Source organism: Limnospira fusiformis SAG 85.79 (assembly GCF_012516315.1).
Taxonomy (GTDB): Bacteria; Cyanobacteriota; Cyanobacteriia; order Cyanobacteriales; family Microcoleaceae; genus Limnospira; species Limnospira fusiformis.
Genome location: NZ_CP051185.1, coordinates 609,382 through 635,237, shown reverse-complemented (window position 1 = coordinate 635,237; position 25,856 = coordinate 609,382). Strand labels below are relative to the sequence as shown.

The following is a 25,856-nucleotide window of genomic DNA, read 5'->3' as shown; positions in this document are numbered from 1 at the left end:
CCAAAATTTAGAGTTGTTATATGATAAGTAAACAGAATCCCACTCATAAATAAAAGGGGGGTTATGTAAAAAAGCGATCGCTCTTATATAAATCTTTGGTAAAGTTTGAACAGACCAGTACCCCAGGGCAGGGAAAAATCAATATCCAATTAGGGCATATCGGCAATCTCAGACTCTCTGGAGTGACACCAACCTTGATCCGCTATATTTTTTGAGGTTTAACCGGACTGAGAGTTAGATTGATTGAAATGGATAATTGGTTGATATATAGATGAAAGTGAACAGCTTGAACCCGGAACAGTCTACTACTGCTATTATCACTTGCCACCCAGTAGCTAACTATTTTAGTGCCTAATATCTCTCTACTCAACTATCTCTATTAATGAGGTAACTAATCATGAAAGTTTTTGTGCATACCCGCACCATTTTTAAAGCCGAACCTCTCCCGGCTAATCAACTACCTACTCATAAAAAAATCGAAGTTCCGGCGGGCGCTAGTTTTATCGGTCGGTTTGAGATTCACCGTCTTCCTTGGCACGAAGATCATCATCATGTTATCCTCGCTTCTAATTTGGGTTCAGGAGAACAAAATCGCAGTTGTAGTTGGTATGTTCCGAAGGTTCATGTTGATATATTTGAATGTCTTGCTAGGGTGAAAACTGAGGGTTTAAATTTGAGAAGATCCCCTAACCCTAATGATAGTAATAACATTATTGAAAAGCTACCATTAGGAGCCTTTGTTGAAATATTTGATGCGACTTATGTTAATCAAAATCTAGGGATATGGTGGTCTGGTCGCCCTTTATGTACCGCAGACCAACAACATTGGTTTTCTAACGCATATTCTGATCCCAAAGTAGGCTGGATGTCCTCAAAACATTTAGACATGACGGAGCTAAAGTATGATTATGATAATAGAGACCAAAGGATAGTTCCTCGTTAAAAATCAGTAATTTTTGATGTCTAATCTGACTACTGCTATTATCACTTACCACCCGGCGGCTAAGTATTTTAGCGCCTAATATCTCTCTACTCAACTATCTCTATTAATGAGGTAACTAATCATGAAAGTTTTTGTGCATACCCGCACCATTTTTAAAGCCGACTCTCTCGATGCTAATCAACTACCTAGTCATCAAAAAATCGAAGTTCCGGCTGGTGCTAGTTTTATCGCGTCTTGGAATAATCGTCGTTATGTGGTAGACGGACATTATCAGATGTTTCTAGATTCCTATTTTGGTTCAGGAGAACAAAATCGTTCTATTTGCTGGTATGTTCCCAGGGTTCATGTTGATGTATTTGAATCTGTTGCTAAGGTGAAAACTGATGGGTTAAATTTGAGAAGATCCCCTAACCCTAACGATAGTAACAACATTATCGAAAAGCTACCATTAGGAGCCTTTGTTGAGATATTCGATGCGACTTATGTTAATAAAAATCTGGGGATATGGTGGTGTGGTCGCCCTTTATGCACCGCAGACAAACAACATTGGTTTTATGAACAGAAAATAGGGTGGATGTCCTACAAACATTTAGAGATGACGGATCTGAAGATTGAAAATCTCTGTTAATAGTTAAGAATGATGACTTTTTGATGTTCAATCTAAGTCAAGAGTTTATACAGCTTGTTCACCAGTCGCTTAATACATTGCCCTCACCCTAAATCTGGATCCCAAAGAGGGAGAGGGACTTTGAGAGGTGATCAGATTATTTCTGAACAGGCTGTAATGGGGGTTGGGGATGAAAAAGGCGGGGGGTTGATATTGCCAGGAATAACCCACCGCCTTAACCTAGAGTCGGGAAAATCTCAACAATCTACATATCTACTCAGCTTGGTTGGCGATTTGACTCATACCCCAGGAAACTAAGGAGAGGACGATAGAACCCCATAGAGCTGGCCAAAATCCATTAATGGTAAAACCGGGGGTAAATTTTGCGACTAGGTATAGGGAAATGGCGTTAACGACAAAAAGGAACAAACCTAGGGTTAAGAGGGTTAAGGGTAGGGTGAGGATGGTTAAAATTGGTTTAATAATGGCATTTACCAACCCCATAACGATCGCCCCTACAGCAGCAGCTTGCCAACTCTCCAGATCCAAACCCGGCACTAAATAAGCGGTAATGGACAGCGCAATAGCTGCTAACAGCCAAGTCAAGAAAAAATAATCATCAATACAGTTTAACCTCGTCTTTGGTTTCCCATTGTAGTGAAAAGGCTGCTTTAGTTCGCTATCCTGGAGATAGATTGTGGTTATTCGAGATATTTTTATGGGACTTTTGGCATTGAAGAGGATGATTGGATCATTAGCGATCGCCTTATGGGTAGGACTAATATTAACTATGGGACCGGGGTTAGCCCTAGCTGAGAACCCGTCCCACCTGTTTTTTAACCACAGCTTGCTGCAAAACCGCGATTTTTCGGGTCAAAAACTACCCGCCGCCGAATTTGCCAACTCCAATCTGGAATATGCTAACTTTGACGAATCCGAATTGCGAGGTTCTGTGTTCAGTCGGGCAATTATGCTGGGGGTGACGATGAGAAAAGCAGACCTCACCTATGCTATGGTGGATCAGGTAGACTTTTCCCAGGCAGACCTAAGCGATTCGATTTTTACGGAAGCCCTGTTTTTGGGGTCTACTTTTGCTGATACCAAAATCACTGGCGCAGACTTTACCGATGCTATTTTTGATCGGGAACAGTTGCGCCAACTCTGTCTGAGGGCAGAAGGTGTCAACTCTAGGACTGGAGTTGATACCCGCTACTCCCTGGGGTGTCGTTAGGCTTCAGCCTTCGGGGTCTAGTTGATAGGAACACCAATCACTCCAACTTCCGGCATACAATTTTCCCTGGGATAAGCCTGCCAATTCCAGGGATAACAAATTGGCGCAGGCTGTGACTCCTGACCCACAGTAAACGATAATTTCCTCAGCTTCCTGATACTCAGTCCACCGCTGCTGTTGTGTAGACTTCACAAAACCTTGATCATCGGTGACTTGTTGCCAGGGTAAATTCACCGCGCCGGGAATATGTCCGGCTATGGGGTCTATGGGTTCATGTTTGCCTAAATAGCGGTCATGGTCACGAGAATCAACTAAAATCACCCCAGGCTGATCCTTGCGCGCTTTCACCTGTTCATAACTTACCACCCAATCCGATCGCAATTTGGGGGTAAACTTAGCAGGTGGTGAACCTGGCAACTCTTCAGATACGGGATAACCCGCCGCCTGCCAACTCTTAAAGCCACCATCGAGTAAACTAATGCGATCGTGACCCATATATCGTAACAGCCACCACAGCCGCCCAGCAAAGGCAAATCGGGCATCATCATAGGCTACGACATGAGTTTCCCCAAATTCAATCCCCATTTTACCCAATTTATCCCCTAGTTCATCGATATTGGGCAAGGGATGACGGCCCCCATGTTTAGTCACTGGTGAAGACAGATCCCGGTTGAGATCCAGATGAAAAGCGCCTAAAATGTGACTCTCTTGATACTGTTGTTGTCCCCAAGCTGGATCAGCCAAGGCAAAACGACAGTCCACAATTTTCACCTGGGGATTATTTAGATTTTCGCGTAACCATTCGGGGGAAACAATCGGTTCAGTATTCACCATTAAAATTCCATCTCCCTGCTATCGGATTAGCGATATTTGCACGGGGTATTATATCATATATTGGCAGTTTTTAGACAAAATCCCCCCGATTTTCTCCTCAATCATCACCGATTCCTATAGTCTCGCCCAATCAGTATAATTGACATTGAACTACATCCCCCAGGTAAAAACTTGGAAAATAGACGATTGTTAGATATGATACATATTGTTATCACTAAGTCTGTTGAGAGCGGATGTAAGCACTTATCCTAGTTGGTAGGATGACTAACCCTCTCTGTGCGGACATCTTAATCTTTCGATAACCTTAACCATGGCTACTGTCTCGCCTATAACTATATTTTCGTGGGCTATGGTTCACCCTTTGAACATTACCAAATTGAGATTATGAATGACGATAAATCTTTACTCCCAAAACTCTGGCATTGTTTAGCGATCGCTGACACTGCTGCTGAAGTTGGGGCTAACCTAGAACAAGGTTTAAACTCGGAAGAAGTTGCGAAAAGACAGGAACAATTTGGCTTAAATCGCCTGGAAAGTAAGGGCGGTAAACATCCGATTATCCGATTTTTAGAACAATTCAATCAACCTCTACTTTATATCCTCATTATTGCTGGGGGGATTAAGTTTTTATTAGAAGGATGGCAAAGTGCTAATGGTTGGGTGATTTGGGCGGTAGTGCTGATTAATGCTATAGTTAGCTTTATCCAAGAAACTAAAGCGGAAAATGCGATCGCCGCCCTGTCATCGTCCATAGAAACGGAAGCGACGGTATATAGAAATGGTGAAAAAAACAAGGTTCCTTCATCGGAAATAGTCCCTGGGGATATTGTATTTATAGCTTCTGGCGATAAAGTTCCGGCAGATTTGCGCCTGGTAGAAACCAAGAATTTACAGGTTAATGAATCCGCCCTAACGGGAGAATCGACGGCGGTGGAGAAACACCCAGATACGGTAGAGGCAAATGCCTCTCTGGGAGACCGGAAAAGCATGGGTTATGCTGGCAGTTTTGTGACAGCAGGACAAGGGCGAGGCATAGTTATCGCTACTGGGAAAAATACGGAAACGGGGCGGATTTCCCAGTTAATGGAAAAACAAAATAATCTGATTACTCCCCTAACTCGGAAATTTGATAAATTCAGCCGCCAACTGCTTTATATTATCCTGGGAGTGGCAGCGTTGACGTTGGCGGTAGGGTTAGGATATGGGCAGAGTTTAAACGATGTGTTTGAAGCGACGATCGCCCTAGCAGTTAGTGCAATTCCGGAAGGTTTACCAGCAGTGGTAACAGTCGCCCTAGCTATTGGGGTTTCTCGGATGGCTAACCGCCATGCTATTATTCGGAAACTCCCGGCTGTGGAAACTCTGGGAAGTGCGACGGTTATTTGTTCTGATAAAACGGGAACTTTAACGGAAAATCAAATGACGGTCCAGCAGATTTATGCTGGGGGTGAAAATTACCAGGTTTCGGGTAGTGGTTATACACCAGAGGGGAATATATCCTTAGCAGATGAAGAGATTAACTTAGCATATCACCCTGTCCTTGAAGAATGTTTGCGAGGGGGGATGTTGTGTAATGACTCCCATTTAATTCAGGAAGAAAATACCTGGAAAGTTGTAGGAGACCCGACGGAAGGGGCTTTAATTGTTAGCGCGCGCAAAGTGGGATTTACCCTGGCTGCATTGGAAGCAGAAATGCCTCGCCAAGATGTGATTCCCTTTGAGTCAGAATATCAATATATGGCGACTTTGCATGAATCTAGCGATCGCCAAACATTGGTAATTTATGTTAAGGGTTCGGTGGAAGCTATTGTTTCCCGCTGCGATGAAATGTTAGACTCTGACGGCAGAATCATTCCGGTAGATGCTGCGGAAATTCATAAACAGGCTGAAACTATGGCAGCTTCTGGGTTACGGGTATTAGCGATCGCCAGAAAAATCACCCAGCAAACTACCCTAGACCATGAGGATATTGCACAAGGGTTAGAGTTTCTCGGCTTACAGGGAATGATTGACCCCCCACGCGAAGAAGCAATTAGGGCTGTAGCGGCCTGTAAAAATGCTGGTATTCGGGTCAAAATGATTACGGGAGACCATATCATCACCGCTAGTGCGATCGCCTCCCAAATGCGCCTGAAACGGTCGGGGAGAGTTATTGCTTTCACCGGAGAAGACCTTAGCCAGATGGATCAGCAAGAGTTTATTAACGCGGCTGAAGATGGCGTGGTATTTGCGCGGGTCGCCCCCGAACAAAAATTTCGCCTGGTGGAAGCGTTACAGTCTCGGGGAGATATTGTCGCCATGACGGGGGATGGGGTCAATGATGCGCCGGCGCTTAAACAGGCTGATATTGGTGTGGCTATGGGACAAACGGGAACCGAGGTGGCTAAAGAAGCCTCCGATATGGTTTTGACGGATGATAATTTCGCTTCTATTGAGGCGGCGGTGGAAGAAGGGCGCACGGTTTACCGTAATTTGATTAAGGCGATCGCCTTTATCTTACCTGTCAATGGCGGGGAGTCCATGACTATTGTTATTAGTGTCCTCCTCGACCGATTGTTACCTATTCTCTCCCTACAAGTCTTGTGGTTAAATATGATTAACTCCATCGCTATGACGGTTCCCCTGGCTTTTGAACCTAAGTCTAAACAAGTGATGGAACAACCCCCCCTCTCCCCTAATCGACCTCTGTTAAATAAGCCACTACTCCTGCGAATTCTGTTGATTTCTGTCTTTAACTGGGTGCTGATTTTTGGAATGTTTGAATGGGTGAGGATGACTACCGAAGAAGAAGCGATCGCCCGGACCATGGCAATTCAAGCCCTGGTATTTGGGCGGGTATTCTATCTTATTAGTCTCAGTCAAATTGGCGAAACTCTCTCCTCCAAACTACTGGGGAAAGATACCGAAATCGCCCAAGCGCCAGTAATTTGGATTGGTATTGCTGTTACCATGGTTCTACAGGTCATCTTTAGTCAGGTAGGCTTCATGAATACTTTGTTCAGCACTGCGCCCCTAGACCTGCAACAATGGTTAACCTGTTTCCTGGTAGGTTTACCTATGATTATCGTGGCGGCGATCGCTAACCGCATTGACCCACCCAACCAAATTGCCCAAAATTAACCCTAGATACTAGACAGGGGGCAGTAAATAGCTCATAATTAATCATTATTAATTAATTTCCCGCTTCCCTTGGTCTGTCCCCTGTTAAAAATCCTATAAATAATATGAATCCTGAATCGACACTAAACTTACTTAAAGCCTCTTTACCTGATGGTAAACTCCCCTCTAGTTTTGGCGTTTACTTTAAAAATACTCTGGTCGCACTCTGTCACGCTTTAGAAGACCATCTTCTACAAACAGGTGAAGCTACCGGAGAAAAACCCCTGGTTTTAGTGACTTTTCAACAAGGAAAATGGTATCTCCAGGAAGCCGATCGCTATTTGCAAATCGCCCAACTTTCCCGCCATGTTGTCATTAGCGCGGTACCTGATAGCGGTTTTGCGGAACATCCCACAGGTCAATTAGATAATGTTTCCTTGATTAATCTGGAACCAGATGATAGCCTAGTAGAGGAGTGGAACCTGTTAATTATAGCACCTGGATATAGGGCGATGGTTCTTTGTCATGAATTATCAGAATCTGAATATTTGGCTAATGCGAAACCTACCATTGACACGGAACGCAAATTTTATGGACTCTGGACTTTTGATAAAGCCCTAGTAGACCAAACTACCGAAATATTAATTAATCGCTTCCGTAACTATAACCCGGAATTAGGCGATCGCCTCTGGGAATCTTATCAAAATATTACTGCTACCCCTAACCCCACATTTCCCGACCTCAGCACCGTAGTTTCTCGGATTGTTACATATTTACAATCATCACAACAAGAATTAATCTCCGTTAATCGCCAAAATAGACAACTCTGGCAATTGGAAGGACAAGCCAAACGAGTTAGCCGGAATTTAAGCGCCAACAAACTGCAAGCCCTATTACGCATGGCGCAACAAGTAGATGAACGCGACTCCTTTAACCCTTGTGCTTCCCTACAAGTCGCCGCCTTATGCGAAACCATAGGTCAGATTTTAGACCTACCAACCGTTAAGCTGCGACGGCTGAAATTAGCAGGTTTATTGCATCGTATTGGTCTGGTATCTGCACCCCCAGAAGTGTTTTTAAAAACTCCCTCGGAAATGGATGAAGCCACCCAAAAATTTTGGCGCGATCGCGCATCTATTGGTGGTAGACTATTGGAAGCTATGCCAGAATTAACAGTAGTGCAACAAGTGGTTAACCACCACTTAGAAAATTGGGATGGTAGCGGAGTTCCTGATGGTCAAAAAGGAAAACAAATCAACATAAAAGCCAGAATATTAGGGCTAGTTAGCTATTTTCAAGAACTAACTCAGCCCAGAGGAAACCGCCCAGCTTTGACCTTAAAAGATGCCCTAAATGAATGTGAAAAATACAGCGGCACTAGATTTGATCCGGCTGTGGTGAACTCCTTAGCCACAGTAATTAGGTTAACTGAAGTGGGTTTAATGCAGTTACCAACTCAGCCGACCCAACTCCCGAATATCTGGCTAGAAGAAATCACTAATCCCGCCTATTCTGAACATCCAGAATCACCCAAAATTACACATTAATAACCTATGATTAATCATCAATCTGCATCCCTAAATATCGAAGACATTAGAAATGGTAGAATCAAAGACCTAGTTAATGCTGATTTATCCGGTCTTGACCTGTCGGGGGCTGATCTGGCTGACGCGGACCTTTCCCAAGCCAAGCTAATGGGGGCGAATTTGTCGGGGGCGAATTTGGCTAGGGCGATCGTTAGGGCTAACCTCCGAGGGGCTAATCTTACCGGGGCTAACCTCATACAGGCAGATTTTCGCAATGCTGACCTGCGGGGTGCTATCTTATTAGATACAGACCCACGAGAGGCTACCTTTGCGGGGGCTTTTCTCACGGGGGCGGTATTTGGTAATCTGGATTTAAGTGGTGTTAGTCTCCAATCGGCTGATTTGCGCGGGGTGAGTCTGTCTCGGGCGATTTTGCAGGGCTGCGACCTGAGAAATGCTAACCTTTCGGGAGTGGACTTTTCCCAAGCTGATTTGGAAGAGGCTAACCTGAGTGGCGCAGTCTTGCGAGGGGCGAATTTGCGAGGGGCTAACCTACTTTGTGCGATTGTCGAAAATACACAATGGGGCGGCGCTTGTCTTGATGAGGCTTGTTTAGATGGTACTCCCTTGGAGTCAATTCGCCAAAGCGATCGCCTTTAACCTCACCAAGATATCACTCAAGGTGCGCTACCTAGCCGATAGTCAAAATATAAGCCTCATGGATGCGAATATTGGGAACAGTCAATCGGACTATTTGATTAGTGACCGTAATTTGCTGCCGTTTGACGATCGCTAAATCCTTAACCACCGCTTCCCCACTGTCTGGAATTCGGGAGATAGTCAAATTTAACGGCTGTCCAGGCTGTCCCAAACCAAGCTGCTGAAGATTTCTGAGAGTCAGCGTAACAGTAGCTTGACGGGCGGAAGGACCTTGCTCAAAATAACCAAATAAGACTTGGGCTTGATTTTGACCATTAGACTGACTCGCCAAACCAATCACTCTGGGGTTATTTCCCTGAGTCCTCACCCTAGTGCTAAAGCCATCAGAATAGGCTTTATAGACCCACCAAACCGCCCTAGGTGCAAAAGGTCCCGGCTGCACCAAACCATCAAGACTTTTGTTAAAACAGTTATTTGGACCCCCCCCTTTCGGCTCCCAACAGGCTTTGGCGGCGGCAGAAGCGCCCCCCTGTTCTGTATAATACAAATAGGCTAAATTTTCGGCGGGTCGATATTGGGCAGTCGGTCCAATGATTTCGTTAACATCCAATCGCTGAATTTTCAGACTGCGATAAGCTGGGTTCTGTCGAAAACTCTGGTTAGCATCTCGGATATGGGGTGCGATCGCATTAATAGTTTGATCATTCAGTTCATGCCAAGATAATGAGTTAACCTCAAGATTATTGTCTCGGCAATAGTTTAAAAAAGCCGTCAAAAAACCCTTATCATACTTAGTAATACTCGGCCCACCAATAATCACATCAGGGCCTAACTCTTCCCGTAAAACCCGATAAGCCCTTTTGTAGGTTTCAAAAAACTGTTGTCTGGTTCCATGCCAAAACGGATCGCGCAAATCGGGTTCATTCCAGATATCCCAGAGCATCTTTTTTCCCTTATGTTCTCTAGCCAAATTCCGAACATGGTTTTCCCAGCGAGTATAGTCATCATAGGGCCACCCCCGTGGTCTTCCATATCCCCAAGTATCACTGAGTAACAACTGAAATGTTGCTCCAAATCCAGTTAAGCGGGGATAAAGGTTGAGGCGAGATGTCCGCCACAGTCTGGGTTGCAGGGGTTCAATTAGATGATCTGGCGGTTCATCTTGTTCAACTCCATACAGAAAACCACTCATAGATTGAACGCCTGGTTGAGTGGTGGCAAAATCAATGGTCAAATCCCCTTGAGTTTGAGCGATCGCCGGAATTATGCTCACCCCAACAAATAGCAATCCTCCTGCTATTGCCAATAACACGGAAAGCCATTTAATTCGCCCAATTCGGCGCAAATTAGTTAATTGTTTAATCATTGGTCAATTCTCAGTTAATCTTGATACAGTCATTTCAGTAATCATACAATAGGCTTTAAAAGTGTCTCTCCTCCCGGTTTACTAATTCCCCTGTGGACTGGGGCGGGTTTATTAATATAGTCGTCGGCAGTTGAGTTGACAACGGAACCCGCCCCTACAATTATTGATTATGAATTATCAATTCAATTGTCTCTCCTCTTCCCCTGTGGACTGGGGCGGGTTTATTAATATAGTCGTCGGCAGTTGAGTTGACAACGGAACCCGCCCCTACAATTATTGATTATGAATTATCAATTCAATTGTCTCTCCTCTTACCCTGTGGACTGGGGCGGGTTTATTAATATAGTCGTCGGCAGTTGAGTTGACAACGGAACCCGCCCCTACAATTATTGATTATGAATTATCAATTCAATTGTCTCTCCTCTTCCCCTGTGGACTGGGGCGGGTTTATTAATATAGTCGTCGGCAGTTGAGTTGACAACGGAACCCGCCCCTACAATTATTGATTATGAATTATCAATTCAATTGTCTCTCCTCTTCCCCTGTGGACTGGGGCGGGTTTATTAATATAGTCGTCGGCAGTTGAGTTGACAACGGAACCCGCCCCTACAATTATTGATTATGAATTATCAATTCAATTGTCTCTCCTCTTCCCCTGTGGACTGGGGCGGGTTTATTAATATAGTCGTCGGCAGTTGAGTTGACAACGGAACCCGCCCCTACAATTATTGATTATGAATTATCAATTCAATTGTCTCTCCTCTTACCCTGGGGACTGGGGCGGGTTTATTAATATAGTCGTCGGCAGTTGAGTTGACAACGGAACCCGCCCCTACAATTATTGATTATGAATTATCAATTCAATTGTCTCTCCTCTTACCCTGGGGACTGGGGCGGGTTTATTAATATAGTCGTCGGCAGTTGAGTTGACAACGGAACCCGCCCCTACAATTATTGATTATGAATTATCAATTCAATTGTCTCTCCTCTTACCCTGGGGACTGGGGCGGGTTTATTAATATAGTCGTCGGCAGTTGAGTTGACAACGGAACCCGCCCCTACAATTATTGATTATGAATTATCAATTCAATTGTCTCTCCTCTTACCCTGTGGACTGGGGCGGGTTTATTAATATAGTCGTCGGCAGTTGAGTTGACAACGGAACCCGCCCCTACAATTATTGATTATGAATTATCAATTCAATTGTCTCTCCTCTTCCCCTGTGGACTGGGGCGGGTTTATTAATATAGTCGTCGGCAGTTGAGTTGACAACGGAACCCGCCCCTACAATTATTGATTATGAATTATCAATTCAATTGTCTCTCCTCTTCCCCTGTGGACTGGGGCGGGTTTATTAATATAGTCGTCGGCAGTTGAGTTGACAACGGAACCCGCCCCTACAATTATTGATTATGAATTATCAATTCAATTGTCTCTCCTCTTACCCTGGGGACTGGGGCGGGTTTATTAATATAGTCGTCGGCAGTTGAATTGACAACGGAACCCGCCCCTACAATTATTGATTATGAATTATCAATTCAATTGTCTCTCCTCTTCCCCTGTGGACTGGGGCGGGTTTATTAATATAGTCGTCGGCAGTTGAGTTGACAACGGAACCCGCCCCTACAATTATTGATTATGAATTATCAATTCAATTGTCTCTCCTCTTCCCCTGTGGACTGGGGCGGGTTTATTAATATAGTCGTCGGCAGTTGAGTTGACAACGGAACCCGCCCCTACAATTATTGATTATGAATTATCAATTCAATTGTCTCTCCTCTTACCCTGGGGACTGGGGCGGGTTTATTAATATAGTCGTCGGCAGTTGAGTTGACAACGGAACCCGCCCCTACAATTATTAATTATTAATTATTAATTCAATTGTCTCTCCTCTTCCCCTGGGGACTGGGGCGGGTTTATTAATATAGTCGTCGGCAGTTGAATTGACAACGGAACCCGCCCCTACAATTATTAATTATTAATTATTAATTCAATTGTCTCTCCTCTTCCCCTGTGGACTGGGGCGGGTTTATTAATATAGTCGTCGGCAGTTGAGTTGACAACGGAACCCGCCCCTACAATTATTGATTATGAATTATCAATTCAATTGTCTCTCCTCTTACCCTGGGGACTGGGGCGGGTTTATTAATATAGTCGTCGGCAGTTGAATTGACAACGGAACCCGCCCCTACAATTATTAATTATTAATTATTAATTCAATTGTCTCTCCTCTTCCCCTGTGGACTGGGGCGGGTTTATTAATATAGTCGTCGGCAGTTGAGTTGACAACGGAACCCGCCCCTACAATTATTGATTATGAATTATCAATTCAATTGTCTCTCCTCTTCCCCTGTGGACTGGGGCGGGTTTATTAATATAGTCGTCGGCAGTTGAGTTGACAACGGAACCCGCCCCTACAATTATTGATTATGAATTATCAATTCAATTGTCTCTCCTCTTCCCCTGTGGACTGGGGCGGGTTTATTAATATAGTCGTCGGCAGTTGAATTGACAACGGAACCCGCCCCTACAATTATTGATTATGAATTATCAATTCAATTGTCTCTCCTCTTCCCCTGTGGACTGGGGCGGGTTTATTAATATAGTCGTCGGCAGTTGAATTGACAACGGAACCCGCCCCTACAATTATTGATTATGAATTATCAATTCAATTGTCTCTCCTCTTCCCCTGTGGACTGGGGCGGGTTTATTAATATAGTCGTCGGCAGTTGAGTTGACAACGGAACCCGCCCCTACAATTATTGATTATGAATTATCAATTCAATTGTCTCTCCTCTTACCCTGTGGACTGGGGCGGGTTTATTAATATAGTCGTCGGCAGTTGAGTTGACAACGGAACCCGCCCCTACAATTATTGATTATGAATTATCAATTCAATTGTCTCTCCTCTTACCCTGGGGACTGGGGCGGGTTTATTAATATAGTCGTCGGCAGTTGAATTGACAACGGAACCCGCCCCTACAATTATTAATTATTAATTATTAATTATTAATTATTAATTATTGCCTGTTGTTAACTGCTTACCAGGGACTGCTAATCATAGTAAAACCAGCCCAATAATAGGTGGTGAGCAAAATTCGCCATTGTCCGGGGTTTAACCGTATATCAATTATTGAGTTGCGAATCTTCTGAAGTATTATACGCTATTGTCGTAAGATGTCCTGCAAATATACGACTAAATCATGGCTCCGACATTAGAGCTAAGGTCCCCAAATCGCTAATGTTCCAATTTGGATGCCAAGATATAGGTAAAGCGGAAAAGGAGGGTGATAAATTTGTGGGGGCGGGTTCCGCAATTAGTTAAGGTTCCCGACGACAATTTTAATCAACCCGCCCCTATCCACCCTCCTAGGTATCAATCAGGAATCAGCAATTAACCCATGGTGACGAATTCTTCACCGCTGCTGGGATGAATACCCATTGTGTTGTCGAAATCTTTTTTGGTAGCTCCCATATTAACAGCGATCGCAACTCCTTGGATCAGTTCTGCTGAGTCTTTACCCACCATGTGAGCCCCCAAAACGCGATCGGTATTAGTTTCCACGATTAACTTCATTAATACCTTTTCATCAGCCCCGGTCAGACTGTGGAACATGGGTCGGAACACAGCCCGATAGCATTTAATCCCATCACCGAATTTTTCTTGGGCTTGGGCTTCTGTCATGCCTACTGTCGCCGCCTCCGGTTGGGAGAATACCGCTGTAGCGATGTTATCATGGCTGATGGAGCGCGGTAAATGACCAAATTCCGTATCTGCAAAAGCCCGACCTTCGGCGATCGCTACTGGGGTCAGGTTCACGCGGTCTGTGCAGTCTCCCACCGCAAAAATATTAGATTGAGTCGTGCGGCTGTCTTGAGTTACAGCGATCGCCCCTTTAATCGTTTCTACCCCCGCATTTTCCAGGTTTAATCCATCCAGTTTAGGCTGGCGACCTGTCGCACACAACAGAGCATCTACAATCAACGGTTCTGTATCATCACCTGTTAGGGTGAGTTTCAGACCTTCCTCGACTTTTTCGATTTTTTCAATGGTGGTATTGGTGCGGAAATTCACCCCATGCTTGGTCATACCCTCTTGAATATGGTTCCGCAGGTCTTGATCAAATCCCCGCAGGATCAGGTCACGCCGGATAATTTCTGTGACTTGGGAACCTAAACCATTGAGGATACCCGCAAATTCTACCGCAATATAGCCACCACCCCAAACCGCGAACCGTTTTGGTTGTTCCGGCAGCAAAAACATATCATCAGAAATGATACTATGTTCAATGCCGGGAATCTCTGGGCGCACCGCTTTCGCTCCCACTGCCACCAGAATTTTATCGGCGGTAATTTTGCGATCGCCTACTTCTAGTGTATGGGCATCAATAAATTTAGCGTATCCATCAATAAGTTCCACTCCGGCTTTTTCCAAAAAGCTGATATGGAGTTGGCTTAACCGTTTAACTTCCGTATCAACCGCTTGGGTGAGTTTTTGCCAATCAAAGCTACTCTCCACCTCACTCCAGCCATAGCCTACCGCGTCCTTGTATAGGTGGGAAAACTGGGAAGCATAGACCATCAGTTTTTTGGGGACACAACCCCTGATCACACAGGTTCCCCCAACCACTGAATTTTCAGCGATCGCTACTTTCGCCCCATAGGAAGCCGCCCGTTTCGATGAAGCCAACCCCCCTGAACCTGCACCAATCACAAACAAATCATAATCGTATGCCATACAATAATAGCCTCTTGTCTAAAACATCAATTTTCTAAGATGACTTGGATCGCCCAATGACTTCCAATATATTTTACCCCAATCAGTACCCGGCTCCAAATTTGTGGAACTTATTGCCCACCTGACCAGTCCAGACCATGAGAAATCAATTACCATCTAATTCATAATTGATAACTCTTGACGTATAATGGCGGTCATCATCTTTGGCTCAAATTTTGCTGATCGCAGTTGAATTAGTCGTATGATTGGGAAGTAATCATCTGGTTAGCAAGTTACAATATTATGAGAATTTGTCCCCCCAAAACTGTGTCTAAATTTCTGGTGGTGTTCCCACTAATTGGCAGCACCATAACTGCCATGTTTCCGGCGCAAGCGTTGACCCCACAACAGCGCCAGGAATTTCAGACCAATTATCTGCAAGGATGCCGAGCCGGAATGGCGGCTGAGAATATTTCCCCCCAAAGAGGAGAAGCCTTTTGTAATTGTACCTTAGATCGTTTAAGTAAACTGCCAGATGACAAATTATTGGCGCTAAGTAATCTGACAACTCAACAGGAAATTATGGCAAATCGAGATTTTCAAGCAGCTTTTATGCAATGTTCTCCCACCTTGATAAAAGATTGAAGTGAGTTGTTGATTGTCAGGAGGACCAGGGTAGAAGTTGCCCTATCTCTGGCAACCTAGTGGATAATAGAGGTATTTTACTGATATTTTAGGTAGAATTTCCCTGTATAGGAATCCACTGGAGTTATAGAGATAGAAACTATGAGTTTAAGCGTCGCGCCCTATGGCTCCTGGCAATCGGCCATCACTACCGACTTAATTATTAAAGGGGCAGTCGGGTTGGCAAGTCCTGCCTGGGATGGAGATGATATATACTGGATTGAGGGACGACCCTCCGAAGGGGGACGCAATGTGATTGTGCGCCTAACCCCCAAAGGCGATCGCATTGATTGCACTCCGGCCGCTTTTAATGCTCGTACCCGTGTACATGAGTATGGGGGAGGATCTTATACCGTCAGTGAGGGGACGGTATATTTTTCTAATTTTGCTGATGGACGCATTTACCGTCAGGCGATCGCCTCAGTTGCTCAACCCACCGAAATTGTACCCGAACCTATCACCCCAGAAGGAAATTTCCGCTATGCTGATTTGCTCATAGATACCCGCCGGGGACGTTTGATTTGTGTGCGGGAAGACCACAGCCAACCAGGAGAACCCGTTAATACCCTCATTAGCCTTAACCTTAACAACCCTGAAGATATCCAAATCTTAGCCACTGGGGCCGATTTTTACGCCTCCCCTAACCTCAGTCAAGACGGCTCGCGTCTCTGTTGGATTTGCTGGTATCATCCTAATATGCCTTGGGATGGTACAGAATTATGGGTGGCTGAAGTTACCGAAAATGGGACTTTAGACCAACAACAACGGGTGGCAGGGGGAGTCCAAGAGTCAATTTTTCAGCCTCAATGGTCTCCTGATGGAACTCTTTATTTTGTAAGCGATCGCGCTAACTGGTGGAACCTCTACCGGGTTCGTGATCAGAAAATTGAGCCATTATTTCCCCTCCCGGCGGAATTTGGACTACCTCAATGGGTCTTTGGGATGTCTACATTCGGTTTCATCTCCCAACGGCGGCTTTGTTGTGCCTATACTCAAAATGGTATTTGGTCCTTAGCCACTTTAGACCCAGAAACTCAACAATTACGTTCCTTTGATGTTTCCTATACCTACATTTCCTCCGTCAAAGTTCACAACAATAGTATTTTGATGTTGGCATCTTCCGCTACTGAACCGACCGCCTTGGTGCAATTGGATCTCAATGCTGGAGAAATGAATGTCGTGCGATCTTCCACCGAAATAGACCTAGACCCTGGTTATTTATCGGTCCCAGAACCTATTGAGTTTCCTACCGAAAATGGCCAAAGCGCCTACGGCTTCTTTTATCCACCCCAAAATAAAGACTATGTGGCTCCTGATACCGAAAAACCACCTCTCCTAGTCAAAAGCCACGGCGGACCCACGGCGGCGACTTCTAGCAGTCTCAATTTGAAAATTCAGTATTGGACCAGTCGCGGTTTTGCCGTATTGGATGTTAACTATGGTGGTAGTACCGGCTATGGTCGGGAATATCGCCAACGTCTTCAGGGTAACTGGGGAATTGTTGATGTCGCTGACTGTGTTAATGGTGCTAAGTTTCTGGCGGCGCAAGGGTTGGTTGATGGCGATCGCATGGCGATCGCTGGCGGTAGTGCTGGGGGTTATACTACTCTGTGCGCCTTGACTTTTCATGATGTGTTTAAAGCTGGCGCTAGTTACTATGGCGTTAGTGATTTGGAGGCTTTAGCTACCGATACCCATAAATTTGAGTCTCGCTATCTTGATGGCTTGATTGCACCTTACCCAGAAGGTCGGGATTTGTATATAGCCAGGTCGCCTATTCATCATAGCGATCGCCTCAACTGTCCCATTATATTTTTCCAAGGACTCCAGGATCAAGTCGTCCCCCCTAACCAAGCTGAGAAAATGGTGCAAGTCCTCCAAGCTAAAGGCTTAACCGTCGAATATGTCACCTTTGCTGATGAACAACATGGCTTCCGTAAAGCTGATAATATTAAGAAAGCCTTAGAGGATGAGTTTCAATTCTATATCCGTGTATTTGGGATTGGTAACTAATAGCTACTCCCAGGGGAATGATTACCGGGGAAATTAATTGATGATTGATTCTTGATTCTTGATAGTTAGGAATTATCAACTATTTTCCCCATAAAAAACTGCGACATTAACCAAAATATAATCTTCCTTAATTCCTAACCAGAATTAGGGGAGGTTAAACCGATATATGTCGCCATCTGTTTCCCAATTATCTACATTGTCTCGTATACTCTCTAATTACCGGAATCAGCGTAAATAATGTTTGCTGTTCCCGTTGGATATTATCCACTAAAAACCGCTTTTGTAAAGATTGAACCGCCCACAATAAATCCGAACTATTATGGTTAGTATTCTCTAGCAAATCCGCCATAGACACACCGGAATCTGATGCCGATAACCGCCCCATTACCTGTTTTTCCAAATCCGATAATTCCTGCCAAAAATAATCTAATATATGCTTGATTTCTGGCAATACCAAGATAGACTTATTGGCTAGATATTGCTTCACACTACCACCAAAAAACTCTTTTATTGTCCGGGATACAATTTTCAAAAAGCCGGGATTACCACCATATATATCTATCAATTCTTGCCAATTATCAGCGTCTAACAAACTGGCAGAAGTCAAAATATTATGGGCTGAATCTGACCCCAAGCCTGCTAATGTCAAGCATTTAACCCGATGATTATTATTAGTTAACTCGATTAATTCTTGAGGCAAAATTGAACTATTCATAATCAGACAACTGTTATGGGATAGTTCGCCAATCGTTTTAAAGAATAATCGATAACTTTCGTAACCCCGTTTATAGCCTTCCACCAGGTTATGAGGATTTAAAATCGCCTGCACATCGTCTAAAATGAGCAAGCAGCGATGTTGTCGGAAAGATTCCATGACTAATGATAATTGTTCTGCTAATTGGTGGGATGGGTTTTGAGCTTCTGCGACTGTGGAAGCGTAACTGATGGTCAGGGGTCGGATATCCGGGTTGGGGGGAGGCAAAAATTGGGTTAAATAAGTTAAGATTGAAGATAGGGAAGGTAGGGTGCGTAAACTCCGCCAAATCACACAATCAAAATGGTCTTGAATTTGTGGTAAAAGATGCAGGGCGACTGCGGTTTTACCTATACCACTAAGGCCCAAAATCGAGACTAAATGACTGCGATCTTGTAGTATCCAATTTTTGAGAGTAGCCACTTCTTCTTGGCGATCGCAAAAATAATCCCCATTAGGTATATCAGTGCGATCGATACGCCTGAAGGACTCAGTGTTATATGGTTTAGCCATAGTTTCACCCTGGGGAGGTGGGGAATTTGTTTGAGTGACTGTATCAATGGTAACAAATTCTTCGCTATTGGACAAAGCCGGAAGTTGTAGCCTCTGACAAGTCGATCGCAAATTAGATTTATTGATTTCCTCTCCCGACGCTTGGGAAAGGGTTTTCCATAGCAGACAAGCCACCTTTTTGGCATGGGGTTCGCTACAGTTGTAGCCCGCGGCAATTTCCGAGTATTTTTGATTTTGGTAAGTCCCCTGCAAAATTGCTGTCTCCAGGTCATCTAGGTGTTTTCCTGTTTGGATCAACACTAGACCGTCAGCCCATTCGATAATTTGTTGAACTTCCATAATACTAATAAGTGTTATTACTTATTCAAATTGTCTCATCTTCGCCAGTAGCGATCGGTGATCAGGGGACAAGGGACTCGTAATGAATAACACCGGATCACAGAGAAAAACAGCCTATATATCTGTGATCTGATAACTTCCAACCTGTGACCGAAAACAACTATCTGAGTTGAGGGAGAGACCAGGGACAGGTAACAGACGGCATAGAATCCTTGAGGCTGTCCTATATATAGCAGTTCCCGGACTGATGAGGTACTTTTCAAAGCCCCTCTCCCTTTCTGGGAGAGGGGTTTGGGGTGAGGGCTGTATTTCATAGAGATGAGAAGCGCTATATATGTTATATATTCGGAAAATGTCTAGTAATGGTCTCTTATCTCTGGGAATTTTATACCACTTTTGACAACTTTTGACAACTTAATACTACTTTAGACTACCTTATCCCACTAGCAATCACTCCATCCTACTCAATCAAACTTTATCCGACTTGGGAAACTTTTGCCTACCATTTCGCGACCAGCAAGCTGAGATTTTCCGAAAAAAGTAGATACACAATCCTACTTTTTGCTGCTGACATAAAGAATTTAGTTTGCTATAAATGAAAGTGGGCAGAGTTAAAGGTTAGCTACCAATAACTAATTCGTCCAGATTACATACTGGAATCCTTTATTTTATCAGAGTTCGTCTATGTGTAGGTATGTGTTCACCACCCATGTTAATAAGTTGACCATACCTACCTTTTTGAACTAAAGGGCATCTATCACCTGAATTGGCTATAATTGCTGGCAATGATTAAATATCATCGTCGGGGCTGAGTATGGCAAAAATCACCATATTTGATAGCAATTTGATAGCATATCCTTGGCAAAAAATAGCCTCGCAAATTCTCGCAAAAAAAGAAGCGTAAACCATGAAAATTAGCCAAGAAACTCACCTGAATGATTTAATCCAACAAGTCAAAGACGCTCAAGCCCAATACGCGACTTACAGCCAAGAACAGGTAGACAAAATTTTCCAAGTCGCTGCTTTAGCCGCCAACGCCTCCCGGATTAATCTGGCTCAAATGGCTGTAGAAGAAACCGGAATGGGAGTAGTAGAAGACAAGGTAATCAAAAATCACTTTGCTTCTGAATACATTTACAACAAATACAAAGGCGAAAAGACCTGTGATGTTATCGAGTCTGATCCCCATTATGGCTGGCAAAAAATCGCCGAACCCCTAGGAATTTTAGCGGGAATTGTCCCCACCACTAATCCGACATCTACCGCTATTTTTAAAGCCTTATTAGCCCTGAAAACCCGCAATGGTATTATCTTTTCTCCTCACCCCAGAGCCACAGAATGCACCATTAAAGCTGCCAAAATTATCCTAGATGCGGCGGTAGCTGCTGGCGCACCAGAGGGAATTATTGGATGGATAGATAACCCAACTCTCCAATGGTCTCAACAGTTGATGCAGCATCCTGATATCAGCCTAATTTTAGCAACAGGCGGACCGGGAATGGTGCAGGCTGCTTATTCATCTGGACATCCTAGCATGGGGGTTGGTTCCGGGAATACTCCCGCCATTATTGATGGGACTGCTGACCTGAAAATGGCTGTTTCTTCTATCTTAATTAGCAAAACTTTTGACAATGGTATGATTTGCGCTTCTGAACAAGCAGTGATTGTTCAAGATGAGGTTTATACCAGCGTTAAACAGGAGTTAATCGCCAGGGGTGCATATTTTCTGAAACAGCAGGAAAAAGAAGCCATCCGACAACTGATTCTTCAAGATGAGCGATTAAATCCGGAAATTGTGGGTCAGTCGGTGCAAAAACTAGCAGAAATGGCAGGTATTCAAGTAGAAGAAAATACCAAAGTTCTGATAGGAGAGGTTACAGAAGTTGGGGTTAATGAACCTTTATCTTATGAAAAGCTGTCGCCAATTTTGGCAATGTATCGGGCTAGTAGTTTCCCCGCAGCAGTTGAGACCGCCCAAAAGTTAATTATTTTTGGTGGTAAAGGACATACATCTGTTTTGTATACTCACCCTGGGAATAGCGAACATATTAAATATTTTGAAAATCGTTTGCACACTGGGCGGGTATTAATTAATAGTCCTTCATCTCAGGGGGCTATTGGCGACGTTTACAATTTCCGACTGTCTCCTTCTTTGACTTTAGGATGCGGTAGTTGGGGGGGTAATTCGATTAGCGAAAATGTGGAACCACACCATTTATTAAACATTAAAAATGTCGCGGAACGTCGGGAAAATATGTTGTGGTTCCGAGTGCCGCCCAAGATTTACTTTAAGGGGGGATGTTTACCAGTAGCCCTGGGAGAGTTACGGGGTAAAAAACGGGCTTTTATTGTTACGGACAAACCTCTGTTTGATCTGGGATTAGTTACGCAAGTTACGGAGGTGTTAGACCGGATAAAAGTACCTCATTATGTGTTCTATGATGTGGAACCAGATCCGAAACTTTCTAATATTAATAAAGGGGTGGAACTTATGAATAGTTATCAGCCCGATATGATCATCGCTTTTGGTGGCGGTTCCCCCATGGATGCGGCTAAAATTATGTGGCTGATGTACGAACATCCACAAATTGAGTTTGACGGTTTAGCCACGCGATTTATGGATATTCGGAAGCGGGTTTATGCTTTACCAGAACTAGGAAATAAAGCTATTATGGTGGCAATTCCTACTACTTCTGGGACGGGTTCTGAGGTGACACCTTTTGCTGTGGTTACCGACGATCGCACGGGGATTAAATATCCTCTCGCTGATTATGCCCTGACCCCAAATATGGCGATCGTTGACCCGGAATTAACCTTAAATATGCCGAAAAAACTAACGGCTTATGGTGGTATTGATGCGGTGACTCACGCCTTAGAAGCCTATGTCTCAATTTGTGCGTCACAGTTTACTAATGGACTGGCATTAGAAGCATTAGGGTTACTGTTTAAATACTTGCCTTCTGCTTATCAAAATGGCGCAAAAGACCCGAAGGCGCGTGAACAGGTGCATTATGCTGCCACTATTGCTGGTCTGGCTTTTGCTAATGCTTTTTTAGGTATTTGTCATTCCCTAGCACATAAATTAGGCTCGACTTTCCATTTGCCTCACGGCTTGGCAAATGCTTTAATGATTTCCCATGTAATTCGGTATAATTCTACGGATGTCCCTTTTAAACAGGCGATTTTTCCGCAGTATGAATACCCCCAAGCTAAACAGCGTTATGCAGAAATAGCTGACTACCTCAAATTAGGCGGAAATACCCTTGATGAGAAGGTAGAAAAATTGATAGAAGCTGTGGAATCTCTCAAGCAAAAAATTGAGATTCCACTGACCATTAAACAATCACTAGACATCGAAGAAAAGGAATTTATGAGTAACTTACCTAATTTGGCTAACCAGGCTTTTGATGACCAATGTACTGCTGCTAATCCCCGTTATCCGTTAATTGCTGATTTGCAGAATTTGTACGCTACTGCTTATCATGAACCGGCTGTTAAAAAAGCACCGACTCACCCAGAATCTCAGCCGGAAAATACGGCGCAAACTCAACAAAAACAATATCTGGAAATGATTGACAAGTATTGTCAAGGTGGTGAGTCGGCTATGGCTGTTGGCGACCTGGATAAGGATACATTAATCGGGTTAAATGATGCTTGGTGGAAAACTGGGGTTATGTAATCCCATGTAATCGAGGATATTTCCATCAAATTTACTTGACTTTCGGCTTTTGGCGATCGCTATAACATAGCGATCGCCATTTGATTGACCTGTTTTGAGTAATCATCACTTGACCAAATTCTCCCCAACTATCTGGCTATTGCTGAAAATGCCACCCGCCCAAAAGTTAAAAAAATGTTAATTTTGACTGGGGTGATTAAAGGGGATTGTACAATAAAAGGCAATGCTAATAATCAGGAAATATTAATATGACTACAGCAACTAAATTTAAGGCTTATGCGGCTTTAAATTCCGGTGAAAAATTGCAACCTTGGGAATATGAACCAGAACCTCTACAGGTTGATGAAGTAGAAATTCGAGTCACTCACAACGGCTTGTGTCATACGGATCTTCACATGAGGGATAATGATTGGAATGTCAGTCAATATCCCCTGGTTCCCGGTCATGAAGTGGTTGGAGAAGTTACAGAAGTTGGGGAAAAAGTGACTTCTCTACATAAAGGCGATCGCATAGGGGTTGGCTGGATTAGAAATTCCTGTAGGTCTTGCGACCATTGCTTACAAGGAGAAGAAAATATCTGTCGCGAGGGCTACACAGGTCTGATTGTAGGTCATCATGGGGGATTTGCTGACCGCCTACGGGTTCCCGCAGATTTTACCTATAAAATACCCGATGCTTTAGACTCCGCCAGCGCCGCCCCCCTATTATGTGCCGGAATTACCGTTTATACCCCCTTGCGGACCTATATAAAACACCCCGGGATGAAAGTTGGGGTGATGGGAATTGGCGGACTCGGACACTTAGCGATTAAGTTTGCTAGGGCTATGGGGGCTGAAGTTACGGCGTTTTCTACTTCTTTAAATAAACAAGAACAAGCTAAGGAATTTGGCGCTCATAACTTCCAACAATGGGGGACGGCTGAAGAAATGAAGGCGATCGCCGGAAGTTTTGATCTAGTGCTTTCTACTATCTCTTCAGAAACTGATTGGGATGCGGCTTTTAGCTTGTTAGCTAATAACGGGGTTTTGTGTTTTGTGGGTATCCCAGTTTCGACTTTAAATATACCCCTAATTCCTTTGATTTTTGGTCAAAAAGCTGTGGTGGGTAGCATTGTCGGCGGTCGGCGGTTTATGGCGGAAATGCTGGAGTTTGCAGCGGTGAATCAGATTAAACCGATGATTGAAACTATGCCATTAAGTCAAATCAATGAAGCTATGGATAAGGTAGCCGCTAATCAAGCCCGCTATCGGATTGTTTTACTAGCTGATTAGCCAATAGTTGCAATCACGGCTAGATTTACCAGGTTATAGCGCCAAGATACTTGCTGAGAATTTTGGTGCTAATTTTTACTGAACATTTGTCGGGGAACTGGTGGCGGATAATTTGGCGATCGCATCAATTATTCCCAGGGAAAAAGCATAACCTTGGGGACAGGGTAATTCATCTGTGGAAAGGGGTAGTGATTCCCCTACCGTTGATAATAATGGCGGTTCTGTCGTCGTTTGGATGCTTTCACAATAGTTAACTCTCGTGATATAATCAGAGGGGGTTTTCCGAAAACTAGGCAGACTAAAAGTTCCCAAATCTGTCGGGTCTTTAGGTTGCCAATTTTGTTGGCGTTGGTTATCCGCATCTGAGATTTTACCCCCCCATAAAACCGCTACATAACCATAACTATCACTTTGGCGAGGAATCGCGGCTATTTGTACTCCATGATTATTAATAACTTGTACCTCAAAATAATGGCTAGGTATGGCAATTAATTGTGAGAGTTGGTCGATAAATTTTCCCGTGTCTAAATAGGCTTCGTTTTGCAGATTAATATAAGTAGATAATGATTGAATTGCCTCTAAATTACTAGGGCGAATAATCGGTTCATTTCGTGAGGTGGGCGGTTCAATCTTTGATGATTGTTGGGTGGTTTTGAACACAGAAAACAGGGCTATAGATGCAGCGATCGCACTCCCAAACCACAAATACCTACTATAGATATTTTTCGCTTTTCGAGGCTGATTGAGGTCTTTTAATGCCGCTGAAGCTGATGTATAACGGTTACTTAGACCTGGCGAAATTAGACCATCTAAAACTTCCGCTAATTGAGAACTAACCGCATTTTCCCCCAGCCAATCTCGCCATACCCAATGATTATCACCATCCACCAAATTAAACGGTGATGTATTCGTTAATAAATAAATACAGGTCACACCTAAACTATACAGGTCACTGGCAAAAACCGCTTTTCCTCGTAATTGTTCTGGGGCGACAAATTCCGCAGTTCCGATGCTAGTTCCCGTTTTAGCCAGGTTAGTTCCCGTGTGGAGTTTACTCGCCCCAAAGTCTACTAAAAAGAGAAGTTTATCGCTTTGTCTACGGATAATATTAGCGGGTTTAACATCCCGATGAATTAGGTTTCTGGCGTGTAGATATTGTAAAATCGGTAAAATTTGATTGAGGATATCTCGGATTTTGCTTTCCCCAAATACCCCCCTTTCCGCTAATTCTTGTTCTAAGGTTTCTCCCGGAATGAACTCTTGGATAATATACTGTTGTTCATCTATGGAAAAATATGCCAAAAATTTGGGAATTTGGGGATGGTTAAGCACCTGTAAACTTTGGGCTTCTCGACGGAAGAGGCGAGAGGATACCTTAGCATCATTAGTCAGAAGGGGGAAAAATTGTTTAATCGCACAGGGAGGGTGATTAGTTTCGCTTTCATCTATGCCTAAATAGGTTCTTCCAAACCCCCCAGACCCAATTTCTCTCAATCCTCGATAGCGATCGCCTAACTTTAATGACTGACCGCAGCGTTCACAGGATACAATATCCTTGGGGTTTTCGTGGCGACAGGCGGGATTAAAACAAAGACTCATAGTTTTTCCCTGGGACATAGT

General features: G+C 43.9%; 16 protein-coding genes. 10 read left to right on the top strand and 6 right to left on the bottom strand.

The annotated features are described in order from the left end of the window. The first annotated feature begins 397 nt into the window (after positions 1 to 397). Both HFV01_RS03050 and HFV01_RS03045 read left to right on the top strand, forming a co-directional pair. Positions 398 to 943, top strand: a complete 546-nt coding sequence (locus HFV01_RS03050; RefSeq protein ID WP_008054049.1) for a hypothetical protein — start codon at positions 398 to 400, stop codon at positions 941 to 943. A gap of 121 nt (positions 944 to 1,064) precedes the next feature. After that, positions 1,065 to 1,571, top strand: a complete 507-nt coding sequence (locus HFV01_RS03045) for a hypothetical protein (protein ID WP_193520820.1) — start codon at positions 1,065 to 1,067, stop codon at positions 1,569 to 1,571. 252 nt (positions 1,572 to 1,823) lie between these two features. Here the strand turns inward: HFV01_RS03045 and HFV01_RS03040 are convergent, their stop codons facing one another. Beyond that, complete coding sequence (locus HFV01_RS03040) at positions 1,824 to 2,156, bottom strand: phage holin family protein (RefSeq protein WP_318286132.1); 333 nt, start codon at positions 2,154 to 2,156, stop codon at positions 1,824 to 1,826. Positions 2,157 to 2,247: 91 nt separating this feature from the next. Here HFV01_RS03040 and HFV01_RS03035 point away from each other — a divergent pair, with 91 nt between their 5' ends. Further along, on the top strand, positions 2,248 to 2,781 hold the full coding sequence (locus tag HFV01_RS03035) for a pentapeptide repeat-containing protein (RefSeq protein WP_006623635.1): 534 nt from the start codon (positions 2,248 to 2,250) through the stop codon (positions 2,779 to 2,781). Between the two features lie 3 nt (positions 2,782 to 2,784). On the opposite strand, the gene HFV01_RS03030 is transcribed toward HFV01_RS03035, so the two are convergent. Further along, positions 2,785 to 3,615, bottom strand: coding sequence for a sulfurtransferase (locus HFV01_RS03030; protein WP_008054054.1), 831 nt, complete (start codon positions 3,613 to 3,615; stop codon positions 2,785 to 2,787). Between the two features lie 384 nt (positions 3,616 to 3,999). Between HFV01_RS03030 and HFV01_RS03025 the strand changes: the two genes are divergently transcribed. The 3 genes from HFV01_RS03025 to HFV01_RS03015 all read left to right on the top strand — a co-directional run bounded on the left by HFV01_RS03025 (position 4,000) and on the right by HFV01_RS03015 (position 8,900). Next, positions 4,000 to 6,735 carry a cation-transporting P-type ATPase gene (locus HFV01_RS03025; RefSeq protein ID WP_050786908.1) on the top strand — a complete coding sequence of 912 codons (2,736 nt, stop codon included), beginning with the start codon at positions 4,000 to 4,002 and terminating at the stop codon, positions 6,733 to 6,735. 104 nt (positions 6,736 to 6,839) lie between these two features. Further along, on the top strand, positions 6,840 to 8,261 hold the full coding sequence (locus tag HFV01_RS03020) for an HD domain-containing phosphohydrolase (protein WP_193520819.1): 1,422 nt from the start codon (positions 6,840 to 6,842) through the stop codon (positions 8,259 to 8,261). 6 nt (positions 8,262 to 8,267) lie between these two features. Continuing rightward, positions 8,268 to 8,900, top strand: a complete 633-nt coding sequence (locus tag HFV01_RS03015) for a pentapeptide repeat-containing protein (RefSeq protein WP_187757825.1) — start codon at positions 8,268 to 8,270, stop codon at positions 8,898 to 8,900. A 31-nt stretch (positions 8,901 to 8,931) separates the two neighbouring features. Here the strand turns inward: HFV01_RS03015 and HFV01_RS03010 are convergent, their stop codons facing one another. Together HFV01_RS03010 and gor are read right to left on the bottom strand one after the other, a co-directional pair. Beyond that, a complete protein-coding gene (locus HFV01_RS03010) occupies positions 8,932 to 10,266 on the bottom strand; it encodes a GH39 family glycosyl hydrolase (RefSeq protein ID WP_006669486.1) in 1,335 nt (444 codons plus the stop codon). Between the two features lie 3,394 nt (positions 10,267 to 13,660). Next, positions 13,661 to 15,004, bottom strand: coding sequence for a glutathione-disulfide reductase (gene gor, locus HFV01_RS03005; RefSeq protein WP_006623629.1), 1,344 nt, complete (start codon positions 15,002 to 15,004; stop codon positions 13,661 to 13,663). 282 nt (positions 15,005 to 15,286) lie between these two features. Between gor and HFV01_RS03000 the strand changes: the two genes are divergently transcribed. Further along, a complete protein-coding gene (locus HFV01_RS03000) occupies positions 15,287 to 15,628 on the top strand; it encodes a hypothetical protein (RefSeq protein WP_006623628.1) in 342 nt (113 codons plus the stop codon). Positions 15,629 to 15,769: 141 nt separating this feature from the next. Beyond that, positions 15,770 to 17,680, top strand: coding sequence for a S9 family peptidase (locus tag HFV01_RS02995; protein WP_193520818.1), 1,911 nt, complete (start codon positions 15,770 to 15,772; stop codon positions 17,678 to 17,680). A 187-nt stretch (positions 17,681 to 17,867) separates the two neighbouring features. On the opposite strand, the gene HFV01_RS02990 is transcribed toward HFV01_RS02995, so the two are convergent. Continuing rightward, entirely contained in the window at positions 17,868 to 19,286 is a 1,419-nt protein-coding gene (locus tag HFV01_RS02990) for a helix-turn-helix domain-containing protein (RefSeq protein ID WP_193520817.1), read from the bottom strand. Between the two features lie 907 nt (positions 19,287 to 20,193). On the opposite strand from HFV01_RS02990, the gene adhE reads away from it, so the two are divergent. Next, positions 20,194 to 22,965: a bifunctional acetaldehyde-CoA/alcohol dehydrogenase gene (gene adhE / locus HFV01_RS02985; protein ID WP_006669489.1), complete on the top strand. Its 2,772-nt coding sequence runs from the start codon at positions 20,194 to 20,196 to the stop codon at positions 22,963 to 22,965. A 248-nt stretch (positions 22,966 to 23,213) separates the two neighbouring features. Next, complete coding sequence (locus HFV01_RS02980; protein WP_006623623.1) at positions 23,214 to 24,236, top strand: NAD(P)-dependent alcohol dehydrogenase; 1,023 nt, start codon at positions 23,214 to 23,216, stop codon at positions 24,234 to 24,236. A gap of 75 nt (positions 24,237 to 24,311) precedes the next feature. On the opposite strand, the gene HFV01_RS02975 is transcribed toward HFV01_RS02980, so the two are convergent. After that, positions 24,312 to 25,835: a serine/threonine-protein kinase gene (locus HFV01_RS02975; protein ID WP_193520816.1), complete on the bottom strand. Its 1,524-nt coding sequence runs from the start codon at positions 25,833 to 25,835 to the stop codon at positions 24,312 to 24,314. Positions 25,836 to 25,856: the final 21 nt, after the last annotated feature.